Raw genomic sequence first — 17,950 nt, 5'->3', positions numbered from 1 at the left:
CAGAAAATGTGGGGTTTTAAACATGAAAATCGGGGAGTTTGCAAAAAAGTTTGATGTAACGGTCGATGCCATCCGCCACTATATTGAAATCGGTCTGCTTATTCCGACGAAGGAAGGGTCACATTATTCGTTTGGCCCGACATGCACAGAAGATATGGAATTGATCATCAAGCTGAAACAACTGCAATTTACTTTGCAGGAGATTCATAAAGTTCTGTCGCTCAGGCGGATAACCCATTTCGTCGACTTGGAGGAAGTAGACTACTATTTAAAAGTATTAATGGAAAAGAAACAGGTCCTTTTAAAAGAAAGGGACCAAATTGATGAAGCCATTTCGATGCTTGATGAAAAAATTAACTCTGTTCATCTGATGAATCGTTCATCGGCTGAAATGGGGATTCCTCTGTCGTCTTTATCATTGTTTTACTGTCCCCGCTGCCATGAGACCTTGCACGTAACAGATGCATTTATAAAAGGCCAACATGTGCTGAAAGGGTCGTTTCGATGTGAATGCGGGTATGAAGCGGCAATCAAAGATGGAATTATTGTTACCCCTAATTCCAGCGCTTCGCCGCAAAACGAATTTTATATTTATGACCAGCAAATGATTGAAATGATCACTCCCGGCTTTATCAGCCTGCTGGAAAAAGGAAACCAATGGATTTACAAAAGAATGTTGAAGGCAGATTTCACTGATAAAGTCATATTGGAAACAAATGTGGAAACATATGTCTTTCCTCCAAAGCTGCTCTGTTCTCTTTCCCCCGATGCACTTTATATTTTTTGTGGTAACACGATGGACATGCTGAGGAAGCTAAAAAGAAAAATTGAGCATTTCAATCCGGCATTAAAAGTAATCTATCTGGTGAACAGCCAATTGGATCTTCCTTTGAAGCACGGATCTATTGATGTGGTTATTGATGTATTATCCTTTAATGATTTTTCATTGTTTAATAACAAGCTGCCATTAGAATTATTGGCACCGTATTGCAATCACAGAACGAAGGTTTTTGGGTACCATATTTTTTATGAATCCGGAGCGAGATCATCCGGAACCCTGCGTGATCTCTATCCAAATGGTCATCCGGACAATCTTCAATCTAAATTTCTAGCGAAAAACCTATCAAGTGGGGGTTTTGTTGAAGATGAGTATGAATTGATAGGATTCACGGCTAATCCTGGAGGATATATTGATTACCACGAGCAGGATGAACCGCTTCTCTGTGCTGCCTATGTTGCAACGCGTTGAGTTAGAGCCTTTCCATTCAGGAAAAGGTTCTTTTTTTATAAAAAGAACTTGAACATCCGTTGCGAAAGAGCTAGAGTATAAGTACACTTAATTCCAAAAAGGAATAAAGTAAAGAAAGCACTTTTGTATGACAGGGGGGCCAACATTGCTGAAGGAATTTCTTTCCGATCATTCCAGAAAAAATGAGTTTTTAAAGGAAACATACAGGCAGATCCATAAACGAAAATTGATATCCAAGGCGGAATTAATTGAAATTTTGCAGGCGCGGTCCACAACCATGACCCGTGCACTTGAAGAACTGCTTCAAAAAGGCTGGATTAAAGAAGGCGGAGTGGGGCTTTCAAGCGGCGGCCGCCCCCCCATTTTATATGAAGCAGAAAAAAATGCAGCTTGGATGATAGGAATTGATATTTCCAGAACGGAAACAAGAGCAGTTCTGACCACCGTTGGTTATACGATTGTAGAACACCATCAGATGGAAATGACTGACAACCACACGCCCGATGTGGTTTTTGAGGAACTGCATCATGTGATCGAAAAATGGTTGGATAAATACGGAATTTCTTATGGGCAGTTGCTTGGGATCGGAGTTGGAACGGTCGGGCCGGTTCTCAGGACAGAAGGAAGGATGCGAAACCCTGAATCTTTTCTTTCATCTGGCTGGGAAAATGTAGCTGTCCGTGAAAAACTGGCACGGTTCCCTGTCCGGATCTTGGTGGATAATGGAGCCAATAGTGCAGCAGTGGCAGAATTTGTCCGGCATAATGAAACATTCAGCCATATCTTATATTGTATTAACGGCTACGGAATCAGAGGAGGTGTCGTGAACCACGGCAAAGTATTTACTGCCGGTCAGGGAGATACAAGTGCCCTGGGCCACATCATTGTACAGGCGAATGGCAAAGTCTGTACTTGCGGTCATGAAGGATGTCTGGCGGCTTATACCTCTTATCCCGCGATGATGAAAGAATATGAGAGAGTCAGTGGTGAAAAGAATGTTTCATTGAATAGGTTTTTGTCACGGATTCAAGAAGGAAACCAGGAGGCCATCCGGATTGCCAAAAAAGGAGCTTTTTATTATGGGGTCGGCCTAGCCAATATGATCAATGCTCTCAGGCCGGAGCTTGTCGTTCTTCATGGGCACCTAGTATATGAAACACCTTTTTTCTATACAGAGGCGGTCCAGCATGCTGTTGCGCATCTGTATATGCCGGAAAAGGGATCTGCCCCGGTTTTTAAGAAAGGAACTTTGAAAGAGGAGGCTATTGCGCTGGGGGCTGCGATTCAAGTGTTTCAATCTTACTTTCCATATTGATCCTTTATTCTAAAAAAGGAAGAAAGCAGAAAGGAACATGATGCATGAACAAAAACAGACTGTATTTGCTCCTGCAGTTATTTTGGGCATTCATGAAGATCAGCCCGGTTACGTTTGGCGGTGGTTTTGTCATGATGCCATTGATGAAGAAAGAGGTTGTGGAAAAGAAAAAATGGCTCAAAGATGAAGAGATCATTGATTCATTTGCTTTGGCACAATCAGCGCCCGGCTCTGTTGCTGTGAATGCGGCGGCATTCGTCGGATATCGGGTAGGGGGAGTCAGTGGTGCGCTCCTTGCAACCTTCGGCATGATGATACCGACTTTTATTATCGTCATTATATTAAGCCTGCTTTTTATAGCTGTCCGGGACAACCCGCATGTTGAAGCAGCCTTTATGGGGATCCGGCCTGCAGTCGTGGCGTTGATTCTTTATGCTGCATGGGGGACAGTTCGCTCGGCGATCACAGATACATTCACATTGGCGTTGATGATTGTTGCTCTTTTCTTGCTCGCCATTTTACATGTACATCCGGTTCTGATGATTGTTGCGGGTATTGTAAGCGGAATCGTAATTAAAAAAACAAAAGCACCGAAGGAAAAGTCGGCTTCTGCTGATAAATAAGTTTAAGAAGGAAGGCGAGTACAATGCTTTTAGATATCTTTCTTACCTTTTTGTTGATCGGCTTTGTTTCCTTTGGCGGCGGCTATGCTATTCTGCCGATCATTGAATTAGAAGTCACAAGGCACGGTTGGATGACATCCCAAGAGTTGATCGACATAATCGCGATAGCTGGAATGTCGCCAGGCCCCATTGCTACCAATACAGCTGTTTTCGTCGGGTTTCATACGATGGGATTTCCAGGGGCGGTTACAGCTGCCGTGGCTGTCACCCTTCCATCTGTTCTAATCGTATTAACGATTGCCGTCTTTTTCTATAAAATCAACGAAGTACCTGCTGTTCAATCAGCTTTTTACGGCTTGCGTCCTATTGTGACGGCTTTAATCATTTTTGCTGCCTATTCATTTGCACAGTCGAATGGTCTTTTTACTTGGACGAAAGAAGCCATGATGGGCGCCGTTGTTTTCTTGTTCTGCTTATTTGCTTTGTTCAGATTTAGATGGCATCCGGCTTTAGTGATCTTTGCTGCAGGTGTTGCCGGTATCGTTGTTTACTAAGTGAGTTTTTCCTGCTGAGGCACAAAATTCAGTCCCCGGACAACCCTGATCCTCGTTAATAAGCGGAATGATAACCTGTCTGTTTCAAATGTGAATTTTGAAATACCCTGTCATAGGGATATTTGGCGGTTTAGTAATGTAAGAGTTAATATTCTCCATTTCCTGTAAAGTTAAACTGTTTGGCGATGAAATTGTAAACATTCATTGCCAATTTTTTTTTGTCTACTTTCATGTCCAGCGTCTACCTTTCCACAGTGTGAGTTTGTGCGAATAACTTGCTTGATTGTTGAATATAAATGGGGTAACTGACCGGAGTCTGCGGCCCGTCCATTTTAAACCGGATTGAAAGGGACAATTTCACGGGAAGGGGAAGGTGGAAATTGATGAAAAACAGATATGCAATGATTGTCATTTTGTCCGTGTTCGCCATATTGTTAGCTGCCTGCAATGGCAGCGGCAGTGACGGTGGGGGGAAGAAGAAGATTGCCATTGGCCCTCCTGCAAGTGAGACAAACTCAGTATCCAGACTGATATTGGAAGCTTATGGTCTGGGAGAGGGGGATTATGAAGCCTACCAAGAGGGCTTTGGCGATGCGGCTGACGGAGTACAAGACGGAAACATTGACGTGTCGATCGGAATTTTAGGATTGCCCGCCGGAAATATTGAAAGTCTGCAAGCATCCACTGGTGATGTGAAGATGTTTGGTCTTTCAGATGCCGCTATTCAACATATCGAAGAAAACAGTGGATATAAACGGTATACCATTCCGCAGGATACGTATGAATTTCTTGATTCCGATATTGAGACTGTGACTGCCTACGCTGTTTTAATGGGGAACACAGACACCATTGATGAAGAGCTGGGGTATGAGCTGGCGAAAGTGATGGTGGAGAAGTCCAGTGAAAATACCCATGATCAGGCGAAGCATATGATTTTGGAAAATGCCTTAAATGGAGCGGAAGGCCTGCCAATCCACCCGGGTGCAAAAAAATATTATGAAGAACAGGGGTTAACAGTTGATAATCCTGTTGCTGAGTTAAAAGCAGACAAGGCAGACAGAAAGAGTGAATTGATTTTGGGTACAGGGAGCCAGGGCGGCACCTATTATCCGCTTGGAGGCGAGATGGCCAATATTTGGAATAAGCATGTTGACGGGGTCAATGTTACTAATACGGAGACAGGAGCATCATTGGAGAACCTGTCAAGCATTCGCGACGGGCATATGGATCTTGGCATGACAGTACATGTTCCGGCATTGGCGGCTGTGAAGGGGGAAGGAGAGTTTGAAGGAGCCGAAGTGACCAATGCTGCATTTATTGGGCATATTTATCCTGAAGTTGTCCAAATTGTCACGCGTGAAAAAACAGGGATCAACAGCTTGGAAGACCTTAAATAAGGGAGATAAAAGAAGGGATGGGCCGAACTTTTTTGCTTCATCCCTTTTTCTTTCAGGAGAGGTGTTTCTATGAAAGAGCAAAATGTGAATGCACAAGAAATATTGGAGAAGTTTGACAGAGAAAACCAATTTAGAACCCAAATAGGAAAGTGGGCGTGGGTCGTTACCTTATTGGGCGTCTCATTGACGGTATTCCATTTATATACAGGCTACTTTGGAACATTGCCTTCTCAAAAGCAGGGTGCCATTCATCTCGGGACAGCTTTGGGAATTATTTTTTTACTTTTCCCGGCGAAAAAAGGATGGTATAAAACTCAAAAGAAGGTTCCATGGTATGATGTCCTATTGGCCTTCACAGCCATGTATGTGACTTACCATAAAATTTTTTTCTTTGATTCTATTTTAAGTAGCAGAGTCACAGGCTATGGCACGTTGGATATCATTATTTCCATCATTGGAATCCTTCTTGTCCTGGAAGCTACTCGAAGAACCGTTGGACTTCCAATTGTCATCGTTGCAAGCGTTACCATGATTTACGCCATGTTCGGGAAGTATATTCCTACCACTATTTTATCCCATCCCGGTTTTTCGGCAGAGCGGCTTGCTCCAAATTTGTGGTATCAGGAAAGTGGGGTTTTTGGAACGCCCGTCCAAATATCGGCTAAATTTATTTTCCTTTTCCTTTTTTTTTGGTGTCATGCTTATTCATACTAAAATTGGGCAATTCTTTAACGATCTTGCCTTTTCTTTAACTGGAAGATTTACAGGAGGGACAGCCAAGACAGCGGTCGTAGCCAGTTCTCTTCAAGGAATGGTTTCCGGCAGTTCGGTGGGAAATACGGTTGCTTCCGGTTCGTTTACTATTCCGATGATGAAAAAGTCCGGATTCACCCCTGAATTTGCAGGGGCCACGGAAGCATCCGCTTCAACGGGCGGCCAGATAATGCCGCCAATTATGGGCGCAGCGGCTTTTATTATGATGGAATATTTGGGAGTCCCATACTCTACAATTATGCTGGCTGCTGCAATCCCTGCAGTACTGTATTTCACTGGAATCTTTATCGGTACTCATTATGAAGCCAAAAGACTGGGGATATTCGGGCTCCCAAAATCTCAGCTCCCTGTTTTTAAAGATTTAATGTTAAAAAATGGGTTTATGCTTCTTCCTGTCGTCATTATGATCGGAACGATCCTTTCAGGCTTCACTCCGCAGCGTGCTGCCTTATTGGGGATTGTTTCAGTATTTGTTGTTAGTTTAGTTAGAAAGGACACGCGTTTATCCTTCAGGAAAACGATTGACGTATTGGAACAAGGGGCAAGAGTGGCCCTTCCTGTCATTGCCGCCGTAGCCACAGCGGGCATTATCGCAGGGGTCGTCAGTATAACCGGGCTCGGTGCAAAGTTTGCTTCCGGGATTATCGCTTTGTCCAACGGTTACCTGATATTGGCACTGATTTTTACAATGATTGCCTGTCTTATTCTGGGAATGGGGCTTCCCACTACGGCAAACTATGTAGTTACGGCAACCGTAGCAGCACCTGCCCTTATCAATGAGTTTGGCCTGGCACCAATTGCTGTTCATATGTTTGTGTTTTATTTCGGAATCGTAGCAGACATTACACCGCCTGTCTGTCTGGCGGCTTATGCGGGAGCGGGCATTGCAAGAGCCAACCCCTTTAAAACAGGTGTGATTGCGGTAAAACTTGCCATTGCGGCTTTCATCGTACCGTTTATATTTATATACAACCCAATTTTAGTATTGGTAGATGTCACACCTTTGGCACTGATAATTGCAATTGTCACTTCTCTAATAGGTATGGCCGGGGTCAGCAGTGCGGTAGTCGGATTTTATGCCCGGAAGTCATTCATGTGGGAACGAATTGCTTTATTCGCCGGCGGACTCATGATGATATTCCCGGAAACCATCAGTGATTTTATCGGCGCAGCTGTCTTACTTTCCATTTGGTTTATCCAAAAGCAGCGTAAGGATGATAACGGGAACATGAAGCCGCAAATATCCATGTAAGGATCAATGTTCATCCTCTGTCCACTTATAGGTGGGCGGAGGATTTTTGTATGGGGTGAAAGTTATACATTTTTCGTTTTTATGGGTTGTATGGTGGGTGGGTGCCAACCACGGACATTACGCTCAGGAACGACATCCATAAAGTCGGCTATGTTCTTTTCAATATTGCAAAATGGTTTTCAGAAATGCAAAATAAGGAATAGGACAATTTCTTTTTCCCCTTTTGAAAACGTTGTCTTGATCAGGAAAGTTATACTTTTAAAGAATTGGCATGCATCTTGCAATAATGAAAAATAGCATGCCGTCACAATGAATAAGAATCGGAGGAACCAATATGCATTGGGATTGGAAAAGTATACTGCAGCCAATCAGGCTTTTCGTCCATTCTACTATGACGGTGAGAGAAGTTTTTGCACTTCTGAAAGAAAAGGAAACAGATGTTGGTTTTGTTTTAACAGACAAGAAGATTATAGGTTATGTTACGGATTCTTCATTGCTGGAACAAACGATGGGGACCAAGGGCGGAATGGAAAGCAGAATCATTCCGAGAAAAGATTTTCTGTTTGTCAGGGAAGAAGAAACGGCCAAGCATATTCACAACTGCTCCATTGTCGTTGGAGCTGACTCATCGAGTCAGCCGTCCGGATATCTGTTCATGGATTGCCTCGATGCTTATTTGAATGAGCTTCAATTAAAAGCCTTTAATGATGCATTGAACAATGCGGAGATGGGCATTGTTACCCTGGATCCGTCTTTTCATGTCCTGTTTATGAACGAAAAGGCAGAGCAGATTCTTGGAATGGAAAAACGGCTGATCCAAGGCCGCGATTACCGAAAGTTGATCCGCATGGATACATCTTTTGAGGAAGTGCTCCAAGGGCAAAAATGGTTTGGCATTGAAAATACGTTTAACTTCAAAGTCATATCAGGGCAATTCTCTCCGATATATGAAAATGGCAAAGTGACTGGAATCATTCATAACTTCTATTTGAAAGATCAGCTGGAGGAAGCTGTCCATGAAATTGACTTTGTAAGGGAAATGAATGAAGATCTTCAGGCCATTTACTCACTCTCCAATGAGCAGATTTTGGTTGCCGATGGGAAGGGAAGAATTACAAGAATTGCAGGAGCCTATTTTACTAACTTCTGGGGAGAAATGGCACGCAGTGAATTAGTAGGGAAGAGTGCTGCGGAGCTGGAAAAAAAAGGTGTCTTCAAACCCAATATCATTGCCATCTGCATGGAGCGGAACAACAGGGTGATGCTGACACAAAAAGGAAGAAACGGCACAGTACTGTCCACGGCTACACCAGTAAGAGAAAACGGGAAAATTAAGAGGGTCATTGTTCTGTCCAAGGATGTATCAGCGGAGGAAAATTACGTGAGCTCATCCGCTGAACAGTCTCAGAATGAACCGGTCATTTATCGCTCGGTTAAAATGGCCAGCCTTATGGAAGAAATAAAATCTGTGGCACCGCTTGAATCTAATGTATTAATTACCGGCGAATCCGGTGTCGGAAAAGAAGTCATTGCCAGGAGAATTCATGAGCTGAGCGGCCGTTCATCGGCAGGGTTCGTTGCGATTAATTGCGGGGCAATTCCCGAAAACCTCATTGAAAGCGAATTATTTGGTCATGAAAAAGGAGCTTTCACCGGTGCTGACAGCAAGAGGATCGGTCTCTTCGAACAAGGTCATCGCGGAACCGTTTTTCTTGATGAAGTGTCAGAGCTGCCCTATGCCATGCAGGTAAAACTGCTCCGTGTTTTACAGGAAAGAGAAGTGATCCGGGTTGGTTCAGCTGTTCCAATCCCCATTAATGTCAGGGTTATAGCTGCAACAAATAAAAACTTGCGGCAAATGGTACAGCAAAATGAATTCCGTGAAGATTTATATTACAGGCTCCATGTGGTACCTATACAAATTCCGCCTTTGCGCGACAGAAAAGATGATATTGGCCCTTTGGCGATTAATTTTTTGGAAGAGTTGAATGAAAGAAATGGCTACGAAAAGAAAATATCGACTGAGGCTTTAAGTGTTTTGGAAAGTTATCAATGGCCGGGGAATATAAGGGAACTGCGGAATGTCATCGAAAGATTAATAGTCGTATCGAAAGGTAAAGAGATTTCGGAAAAGGATGCCTACCGGGTGTTATGGGAGACGGATTCAAGGGAACAGGGGTTTTTAACGATAAAAGGGATTATTCCTTTAAAAAAAGCCGTAGAAGAGGCAGAAAAGCAGCTAATTGAGCTGGCGGTGCAAAAATATGGAACTGCCACCGAAGCTGCAAGAGCACTTGAAGTCAGTATATCCACCGTCAGCAGGAGAATGAAAAGGTTTAATGAAGAACAGCATCCGGGAGGTGGGCACCATGATCTTCTTTTCTGAAACCAGATTTGATTTTTGCGGAGACGAATATATTTATGGCGAAATTTCCCGGGAAATGAAGATAGAGAGTACTTTAAAGGCTCTATCCATTACAAAAGAACTGAGAAAGAGGAACATCCCGGGGATTACTGAAATTTATCCAAACAACACGTCTTATCTTGTAAGATATGATCCTACTGTTATTTCTCCGCATCATCTGCTGGACTACCTGAGAGATGTGGACAGGACGAAAAATGAGGAAGACAGCTTGGATATCGAAGGCCGTATTATTGAAATCCCTGTTTTATACGATGACGAAGAAACTAGAAAAATCTCTGGCCGGTACGCTGACCACCATGGGGAAAGTGAAGGGTCCGATTTTGACTATGTCATGAGACTGGCCGGCTTTAAAAGTAAAGAAGAATTGATACGTTATCATTCTGAACCGCTTTATTTAATCACAGCAATCGGTTTTAAACCCGGTACAGCCTGGTGTTATCCGTTGGATGTCCCAAAAAGCGAGATGTTGGAGATCCCGAAATACCGAAGCCCCAGGCCCTATACCCCTGAGAGGGCACTCAGTCTTGGAGGAATGTTTACTGTTGTATATCCGTCTGTTTCCACAGGAAGCTATCAATTAATCGGTAGATCCGCTGTACCCGTCTATGATGTCTATCAAAGGCTGGAACCTTTCAAGGACAGCTATTTTCTGGCTCGCCCGGGAGATTTATGGAAATACAGGCCGATCTCTAAAGCGGAGTATCAAAACATTCGTGAAGAGGTACTGAATGGAACATATGAATATAAAATGCAGTCCCTTTCTTTTTCTGCAGCAAAATATGCCGAGCTTACGACGGACTACATCACACAGATTAAAGAGGAGTTTAATCGATGATTGAGTTGTTGCAGCCGGGGATTCGCACAACGATTCAGGATATGGGAAGGACAGGTTATTATCATCAGGGAGTACCGCCTGCCGGTGCTGCCGATAAATTCTCTTTTATGTTTGGCAATCTTTTGCTGGGCAATCCACGGGGGCTTGCAGCATTGGAAATGATGGTGAAAGGGGCAGTTATTGAATTTCATAAAAAAACAACAGCCATCGTCACAGGTGCACCTGCCGAAGTATTATTGAATGGCCGCAAACAGCCAATGTGGAAAGTGTTTGAGGTTCAAAAAGGCGATCTGCTTGAAATAGGCCACATAAAGAAGGGGTTATTCAGCTATCTCTGTGTTTCGGGAGGATTCGACGTTCCTGAATTGCTGGGAAGCAAATCGACATGCCTAAACAGCGCGTTTCCGGGAATCACCGGGAGACTCTTGTTGGCCGGAGATCAAATTGCTCTTTCAGAACCTCTGCCTGGAGCTGTGCAATATGTTGGGAAAGAATTGAACCCTGAAGCAATCCCCGAGTTTGGTAAAACTGAAACGGTCCATGTGGTTTTAGGCATTACCTGTGATCTGATACGTGATGAAGGACTTGTTTCTTTTTTGAACAGTCACTGGTCGATTCAGCCTCAATCCAACAGGACAGGATGCAGAGTCCGAGGCGGACATATCAGTTACTCGGACAAAAAACCGCCGTTTGGTTCGGGAGGAATGCCCGGTAATATTGTGGATATCCCTTATCCTATCGGTGCAGTAATCGTACCGAATGAGGAAGAAGTCATTATTTTATTAACCGATGGAACAGGCGGGGGGGGTTTTGTAACAATCGGAACAGTCATTTGGTCGGATTTAAGCAAACTGGCACAAATGAGACCGATGTCAAAAGTAAGATTTCAGGCGATCACTGTTGATCAGGCAATTTCAATCAGACGTGAAAAAGAAAGATTAATAGATCGGATTGCAGAAAGTATTTGAGGTAGAAAAAGAAAAGCGTAAACACCTTGCTCCGCAAGCATAAAGCTGTTGAAGAAGAAGCGTCTTTTGTCTTAGTCTGTGATTGGCTTCATCCTGACGGGACCGGGCGCTGAATTTATCAAAAGTAAAAACCTTTAAGGTGGTGATGCATTCGTAAGGGAAGAGTACATCTTGATTTTTACACCAAGTTTAAAAATATGATTAATACGGAGGCGAAAATATGAGTAATTTGACGAAGACAGGCTACCATGTTGCAGTTGACGTTGGCGGGACATTTACCGATGTGTTTGTGTATGATGAAAAAACGGGAGAAATGTTTGTAACCAAAACATCCTCTACCCCTTCCAACCCGGAAAAAGGGATTATGAATGGGATACTGAAAGCTGAATTAACCGGGGATAAGATAAAAATGTTCTCACACGGGACCACTGTAGGAACCAATGCGTTAATTGAACGAAAGCTTCCAAAAGCTGCTCTTGTGACCACAAAAGGATTCCGTGATGTACCGGAAATCCGACGCGGGACAAAGCTGGATCTGTGGGATGCTTACAGTGATGTGGCGGAACCTTATATCAAACGAAGAGACCGGTTTGAAGTGGATGAGCGTGTCGGATACGACGGAGAAATGTTGAAAGAAGTCAATGAAGATGAGGTTCGGGAACTTGCCGGAATCTTGAAACGAAGACAAGTTGAAGCCATCGCCATTTGTTTTATTAATGCCTATGTAAATGCAGAAAATGAGCAAAAGACAAAGGAAATTTTACAGGAAGAACTGCCTGAAGCTTATATTTGTACATCTTCCGATACTTTGCCTGAAATTTTCGAGCATGAGCGGATGAGTACAACTATTGTAAACGCTGTCCTTGGACCTACTGTGAGCAAGTATATTCATACACTGGAAGGCAACATGAAGGAATTGGGCTATGATGGTGATATTATCGTCCTTCATTCAGGAGGAGGAGTTATGACCTCCCAGACGGTTCCTAAATATGCTGCGAGACTGGCAAGCTCAGGAATTGCCGCCGGCGCAATTGCGAGCAAGCATATTGCTAATCTATGCGGATTTAAGAACGCCATTGGCTTGGATATGGGCGGAACAAGTACGGATATCTCGTTGATGTATGACAACGAATTGCGGATTACTAAAGACTGGTATATTGAGTATGGCTACCCCATTGGTTTTCCAAGTATCGAGATTTTAACTATTGGTGCAGGGGGTGGAAGTATTTCCTGGATTGATGACGGAGGTTCCTTGCGAAACGGACCCCATAGCGCAGGGGCAGATCCGGGGCCTGCCTGTTATGGACAAGGCGGTAAGGAGCCGACCAATACAGATGCCAACCTTGTCCTGGGCCGTTTGAATACGAAGCTGATTGACGGGCAAATGGAACTGGACAAGGATCTTGCGGTAAAAGCAATTGAAGAGCGTGTAGCCAAGCCTTTGGGATACGATGCCCATGGCGCTGCAAATGCGATGATTCAAGTGGCTAACGCTAATATGGTAGATGCATTAAACTTAATTTCTGTACGGCGAGGCTATGACCCGCGTGATTTTGCACTGGTCGCATTCGGCGGAGCCGGGGCACTGCACGGCGCGGACCTTGCAAGAGAAATGGAAATTCCTACTGTCATCGTTCCGGCTCACCCGGGTGTTGCAGCGGCAATGGGATGTCTGCTTGTGGACGTGCGACACGACATTTCAAAAACATTCGTTGCCAATACAAACGAGGTAACGAAAGAGGACCTGGAAAGAGAATTTATTGAGATGGAAAGAGAAGCGACCAAGCTTTTGGATGAAGAAGGAATTGAAGAAGAGCAAATGCATTTAATCCGCTATATTGACATGCGTTATGTCGGGCAGTGGAGAACGTTATCTGTCACAATTGACCGGCCTATTATGTCATTGGATGAAGCGATCGAAAGGTTTCATCAGGAGCATGAGCGTGAGTTCGCCTTTGCTGACAGAAACACAGGTGTAGAAATTTACGGTTTGCGCGTGGAAGCCATTGGAGCGGTTAATAAGCCTGTCTTTGCGAAAGAAGAGCCGAAAGGCACGCTGGAAGAAGCAATAAAAGAAACGCGCAGCGTTTATTTTGAAGAAGCAGGCGGAATGGTTGAATCAACGATTTATGATCGTACAAAAATTCCTGTTTTATCAGAATTCAGCGGCCCTGCCATTATAGAACAGCTGGATTCCACCATTGTTGTGCCGACTGACTATACTGTCAAAATTGATGAATATCGCAATATAATCATGAACCGTAAATAATCATGCCATCTGAAAAACGAAGAAAAGGGGAGAGACGATGTCTACAGTTACTACTAAATTAGACCCGGTTACATTTGAAGTCCTGAAAAATGGATTTGTGAACCTCGTTGACCAAATGTCAGAGCAAGTATTACGAACATGCTATTCTTTCGTTATTTATAACCGTGACTTCAGTTCTGCGCTTTGCGATGCAGAGGGAAATACCATCATGCAGGGAACGCAAGATATATCAGTGCATGTCGGTACACTTCATCTGACAGCAAAAGCCGTCATTGAAGACTTTGGAGACGATATCCATCCAGGAGATGTATTTATCGTTAACGACCCATATCGCGGTGGGACCCACTTTAATGACACGCGGATTATCCGCCCGGTCTTTTATGGCGGTAAATTGATATCATTCATGCAAGTGAATGGGCACTGGGCCGACATGGGTGGTTCCACACCAGGTTCGTTCGATGTGAATGCCAAAACGCATTATGGAGAAGGAATGCGGATTCCTCCGCTGCGGATTTGGAGCAAAGGCGAGTACATGGAAGACGTGGCAAATCTCCTGGTGTCCAATATGCGGATTCCTGAAGAGCGTCTTGGGGACCTCCGCTCACAAGCTGAAGCAACAAAAACCGGTGAAAGACAGTTGATTGCCTTTATTGAAAAATACGGCCTGGATACAGTATTAACTGCATTTAAAGAGGTTCAAAACTATGTAGAACGCCTTACAAGAGCAAGAGTAAAAGAGCTTCCTGACGGGGTCTGGGAAACAACAGACTATATTGACATGGACCCGGAACTTGGTGACGGTCTGATCCCGATTCAGGTGAAGTTGACGATTAAGGATGACGAGATATTCTATGACTTGTCCGGTTCCCATAAATATATTGGCTGCTTCTTGAACTCTGCTTTTGGTTCATCTTTGTCCGCAGCCTATGCCGGAACAAAAACATTCTTCCCTGATATTCCTTTAAACTCCGGATTCTACCGGGTTGTTCACGTCAAGCTTCCAGAAGATTCAGTCGTCAATGCTCCATGGCCGGTGGCTGTAACAGGATTCTGCTCAGGGGCTTATGAAAAAATTATGAACGCCTGTTTTGAGTTATGGTCCAACATTATGCCGGATCGGGCATTGGCCTGCTCTTTCAACTTGGAGTATTTGCTCATTGGAGGAGACGACAAACGTGAAGGTTATCATAATTACTTCATGTGGTATGACTGGATGGCAGGCGGACATGGAGGCCGCAGTATAAAAGATGGAGCCAATGCAACTTCTCCTGTGTTTGGAGTGGGGCTCAGCATCCAGCCTTGTGAAGGGCAGGAAAGGCTCACACCAGTTGTTACTACAAAGCATGAAATTGTAACAGATTCAGGCGGTCCAGGGCAATACCGCGGAGGATGCGGGGTAGAAAAAGGCGGTATTCTTACAGAAGCCCATGATGCAGTAATGTCCTACTGCTGTGACAGGTCGCGTTCAGTGACATGGGGTATTTTTGGAGGTCTTCCTTCCACACCACATGGGGTGAAACTGCAAAGGGACGGGGAAGAGACGGAATTCCTCGGAACCATATTCTCAAACGTTAAAGTAGGAAAAAATGATTATTTCACACGTCCTTCTGCAGGAGGCGGCGGTCTGGGTGATCCTCTTAAAAGAGAACCGAAAGCCGTCCTTGAAGATGTCATTGATGAGTATGTGTCCATTGAACGGGCGGAAAAAGACTATGGCGTTGTCATCAGGGAAATTGACCGTGAAATTGATCTGTTTGAAATTGATGAAGAAGCAACAGCAACAGCTCGTGAATACATCAGACTGAACCGTAAAAAATGGCTGGAGGAAGACCCGGAGAATGTCATGGAAAAATATCAGAATGGCGAAGTAGATCTGCTGGATCTGATCCGCCGCTACGGCATTATCATTGACCAGCAAACAGGAGAATACCTCCCAAAAACAACAGAACAAAACAGGGAAGCGATGAAAAAGCGCGCCTTGGCGTATTGGGATTAAAGTAAGTTGTTGTAAACCGCAAAAGCAGTCCGAATTAAATGTCTCGGACTGCTTTTTATATGTTTTTTTAAATTAAAGAAGCGGATCTTTTGAAATAACGACGCCATCCCGATCCGCATACACATATTCTCCGGGTCTCCAGGTGACTCCTCCAAAGTTAAGAAGGGTATCTCTTTCGCCTTTACCTTCCTTTTTGCTTTTTAACGGGTGGGTTCCGACGGCCAATATGCCTAGGTCCAATACGGCTAGCGCACCGCTATCCCGGACACATCCATGGATAATCACCCCTGACAGTCCCCTGGATGCCGCAATTCCTGCCAATCGGTCACCCATTAAAGCGCATTGCCTTGACCCTTCACCGTCTACGACAAGAACAGATCCCGGTGCAACCGATTCTATAGCCTCAAGAACCAGTACATTATCCTCAAGTACTTTGACAGTTTCAATTTTTCCGTAAAACCGGGTCCTTTTCCCATAGGACTGGAATACCGTACTGCATATTTGCAGCTGCTCCGAATGGTCATCACATAAATCCGCTGTTTTAAAAGTTTTCAATGCCCTCTCTCCTTTACACGTTTATTTAATACCCATCATAACTGAAAAGAGGCATCATGGGTATGGGGGATCACTTGACTTGTAGGAAAGAGGGGGAATGACTAACATAAAAAGGATAAGGCCTGTATGATTATTTGAATCAGCCGTCAGCTCCTATGCAGATTAAAAAGGGCAAAAAAAGCAGCCCGACCGGACTGCTTTTTTTCTCTTTCATTTTTTATAGAGATTTTTGGACTTCCAAAATCGCTTCTTTTAAGATGCTTGCAAATTCGTTTACATCTTCTTCAGTCATGCAGAGTGGAGGAGAGTAAACAATTGTATCTTTTTCCCAGTAAACTACGTTACGAAGGATCAAACCGCGCTCTCTGGCTTCTGCCACAATTTTTGGAGTTAGCTTTTCAGCAAAGCGTTCGCCAGTTTCTTGGTCCTTCACAATTTCCACTGCACCAAGAAGGCCTAAGTGGCGTACCTCACCAACAATGTCTGTTTCTTTTTGAAGCTCTTTTAATTTTTCTCCGAGCAGGTCACCCATAACGCGGGAGTTTTCAACCATGTTTTCGTTTTCCAAGATTTCGATGTTTTTCAAACCAACTGCACAAGCTGTTGCATGTCCGCTGTATGTGAATCCATGCATAAGTACGCCAGGAGAATGTTCTATTAAATCTTTATGGAGTTTTTCACGAATAACAACGGCGCCTAATTGAATGTATCCGCTTGAGATCCCTTTTGCCAAAAGCAATACATCCGGAACAATACCGAAGTGTTCGGAAGCAAACATTTTTCCAGTACGTCCAAAGCCGTTGATGACTTCGTCTGCAATGAACAAAATATCGTGTTCGTCACAGATTTTGCGGATTTCTTGGAGATATCCTTCCTTAGGGAAGTTTACTCCGCCAGCACCTTGGACAGGCTCAGTCAAGAATGCGGCAATGGTATCTGCGCCTTCTTCTTCGATTAGTTTTCTGAAAGCCTCTGGGTCATCAGGGTCTACATGAACGAATCCTGGTGCTAAAGAAGTTGTGAAGTCATGGAATGGCTCAATACCTGTAGCACTGGTAGATCCGGAAGCGACTCCGTGATAAGCTCTTTTACGTGCAACGATTTTAGTTTTTTCAGGCTTGCCTTTTGCTTTCCAGTAGTGGCGCACTAATTTGTATGCAGAGTCATTTGACTCAGATCCGCCGGAAGTAAAGAATACTGCATTCAAATCACCAGGTGTGATTTCAGCAATTTTCGCTGCAAGACGAATAGCGGGCTCGTTACTGAAGCCGGAAAAGCTGTTTACGTATGCGCATTTTTCAAGCTGTTCTTTTGCAACTTCAGCAAGCTCTTTGCGACCGTATCCAATGTTAACATTCCAAAGGGAAGCCATACCTTCAAGGTATTTCTTGCCGTTTATATCATATACGTGCACGCCTTCAGCTCTGTCAAATATAATAGAAGGTCCTTTTTCTTGCTGTTCTTGCAAAGATGATGTTGGGTGAATGAAATGTTTTTTGTCGAGTTCAACCAATTCTTGTCTCAATGCTTCATTGCTCACTAGAATCGCTCCTTTTCAATGTTGTAGAAAATTGTACTATGAAATTGCTCTGCACAATTATATATTATAGCCCTTTGCTTATATAAAAGAAAGGGGAGTTCCCTCTTTTTTTGCAGAATTTCTGTATATTCCCAAAAAATATAGGGAATAAACCTATTTTTTTAAAAAAAACGAGCTGTTGATCCTGATAGTTTCCGA

The 17,950-nt window shown here is 43.8% G+C and carries 12 protein-coding genes and 1 pseudogene; 11 read left to right on the top strand and 2 right to left on the bottom strand.

Translation table 11 applies throughout. From position 1 onward, the window contains the following. The first annotated feature begins 22 nt into the window (after positions 1-22). The 11 genes and pseudogenes from ACFSCZ_RS11895 (at position 23) to ACFSCZ_RS11845 (ending at position 15,657) form a co-directional block, all read left to right on the top strand. On the top strand, positions 23-1,249 hold the full coding sequence (locus ACFSCZ_RS11895; protein ID WP_380774151.1) for a MerR family transcriptional regulator: 1,227 nt from the start codon (positions 23-25) through the stop codon (positions 1,247-1,249). Positions 1,250-1,394: 145 nt separating this feature from the next. Then, entirely contained in the window at positions 1,395-2,564 is a 1,170-nt protein-coding gene (locus ACFSCZ_RS11890) for an ROK family protein (RefSeq protein ID WP_380774150.1), read from the top strand. A 44-nt stretch (positions 2,565-2,608) separates the two neighbouring features. Then, on the top strand, positions 2,609-3,187 hold the full coding sequence (locus ACFSCZ_RS11885) for a chromate transporter (protein WP_380774149.1): 579 nt from the start codon (positions 2,609-2,611) through the stop codon (positions 3,185-3,187). A gap of 23 nt (positions 3,188-3,210) precedes the next feature. Next, positions 3,211-3,741, top strand: coding sequence for a chromate transporter (locus ACFSCZ_RS11880; RefSeq protein WP_380774148.1), 531 nt, complete (start codon positions 3,211-3,213; stop codon positions 3,739-3,741). A gap of 305 nt (positions 3,742-4,046) precedes the next feature. Continuing rightward, on the top strand, positions 4,047-5,138 hold the full coding sequence (locus ACFSCZ_RS11875; RefSeq protein ID WP_380774180.1) for a TAXI family TRAP transporter solute-binding subunit: 1,092 nt from the start codon (positions 4,047-4,049) through the stop codon (positions 5,136-5,138). Positions 5,139-5,207: 69 nt separating this feature from the next. After that, a pseudogene (locus ACFSCZ_RS11870) lies at positions 5,208-7,164 on the top strand (TRAP transporter permease). A 334-nt stretch (positions 7,165-7,498) separates the two neighbouring features. Next, the gene (locus tag ACFSCZ_RS11865; protein ID WP_380774147.1) at positions 7,499-9,550 is read left to right on the top strand and encodes a sigma 54-interacting transcriptional regulator; all 2,052 of its coding nucleotides are present in this window, start codon (positions 7,499-7,501) and stop codon (positions 9,548-9,550) included. Next, positions 9,534-10,424, top strand: a complete 891-nt coding sequence (locus ACFSCZ_RS11860) for a 5-oxoprolinase subunit B family protein (RefSeq protein WP_380774146.1) — start codon at positions 9,534-9,536, stop codon at positions 10,422-10,424. The genes ACFSCZ_RS11865 and ACFSCZ_RS11860 overlap by 17 nt, the downstream gene beginning before the upstream one ends. Continuing rightward, positions 10,421-11,392, top strand: a complete 972-nt coding sequence (locus tag ACFSCZ_RS11855; protein ID WP_380774145.1) for a 5-oxoprolinase subunit C family protein — start codon at positions 10,421-10,423, stop codon at positions 11,390-11,392. The genes ACFSCZ_RS11860 and ACFSCZ_RS11855 overlap by 4 nt, the downstream gene beginning before the upstream one ends. 220 nt (positions 11,393-11,612) lie before the next feature. Beyond that, positions 11,613-13,661 carry a hydantoinase/oxoprolinase family protein gene (locus tag ACFSCZ_RS11850; protein WP_380774144.1) on the top strand — a complete coding sequence of 683 codons (2,049 nt, stop codon included), beginning with the start codon at positions 11,613-11,615 and terminating at the stop codon, positions 13,659-13,661. A gap of 37 nt (positions 13,662-13,698) precedes the next feature. Next, positions 13,699-15,657, top strand: a complete 1,959-nt coding sequence (locus ACFSCZ_RS11845) for a hydantoinase B/oxoprolinase family protein (protein ID WP_380774143.1) — start codon at positions 13,699-13,701, stop codon at positions 15,655-15,657. Between the two features lie 72 nt (positions 15,658-15,729). Here the strand turns inward: ACFSCZ_RS11845 and rraA are convergent, their stop codons facing one another. Beyond that, positions 15,730-16,212, bottom strand: coding sequence for a ribonuclease E activity regulator RraA (gene rraA, locus ACFSCZ_RS11840; RefSeq protein ID WP_380774142.1), 483 nt, complete (start codon positions 16,210-16,212; stop codon positions 15,730-15,732). 217 nt (positions 16,213-16,429) lie between these two features. Continuing rightward, the gene (locus ACFSCZ_RS11835) at positions 16,430-17,752 is read right to left on the bottom strand and encodes an aminotransferase family protein (RefSeq protein WP_380774141.1); all 1,323 of its coding nucleotides are present in this window, start codon (positions 17,750-17,752) and stop codon (positions 16,430-16,432) included. Between the last annotated feature and the right edge of the window lie 198 nt (positions 17,753-17,950).

Origin of the sequence: Siminovitchia sediminis (genome assembly GCF_042680885.1) — a bacterium.
GTDB lineage: Bacteria > Bacillota > Bacilli > Bacillales > Bacillaceae_C > Siminovitchia > Siminovitchia sediminis.
This window is presented reverse-complemented; position numbering and strand designations above follow the sequence as displayed.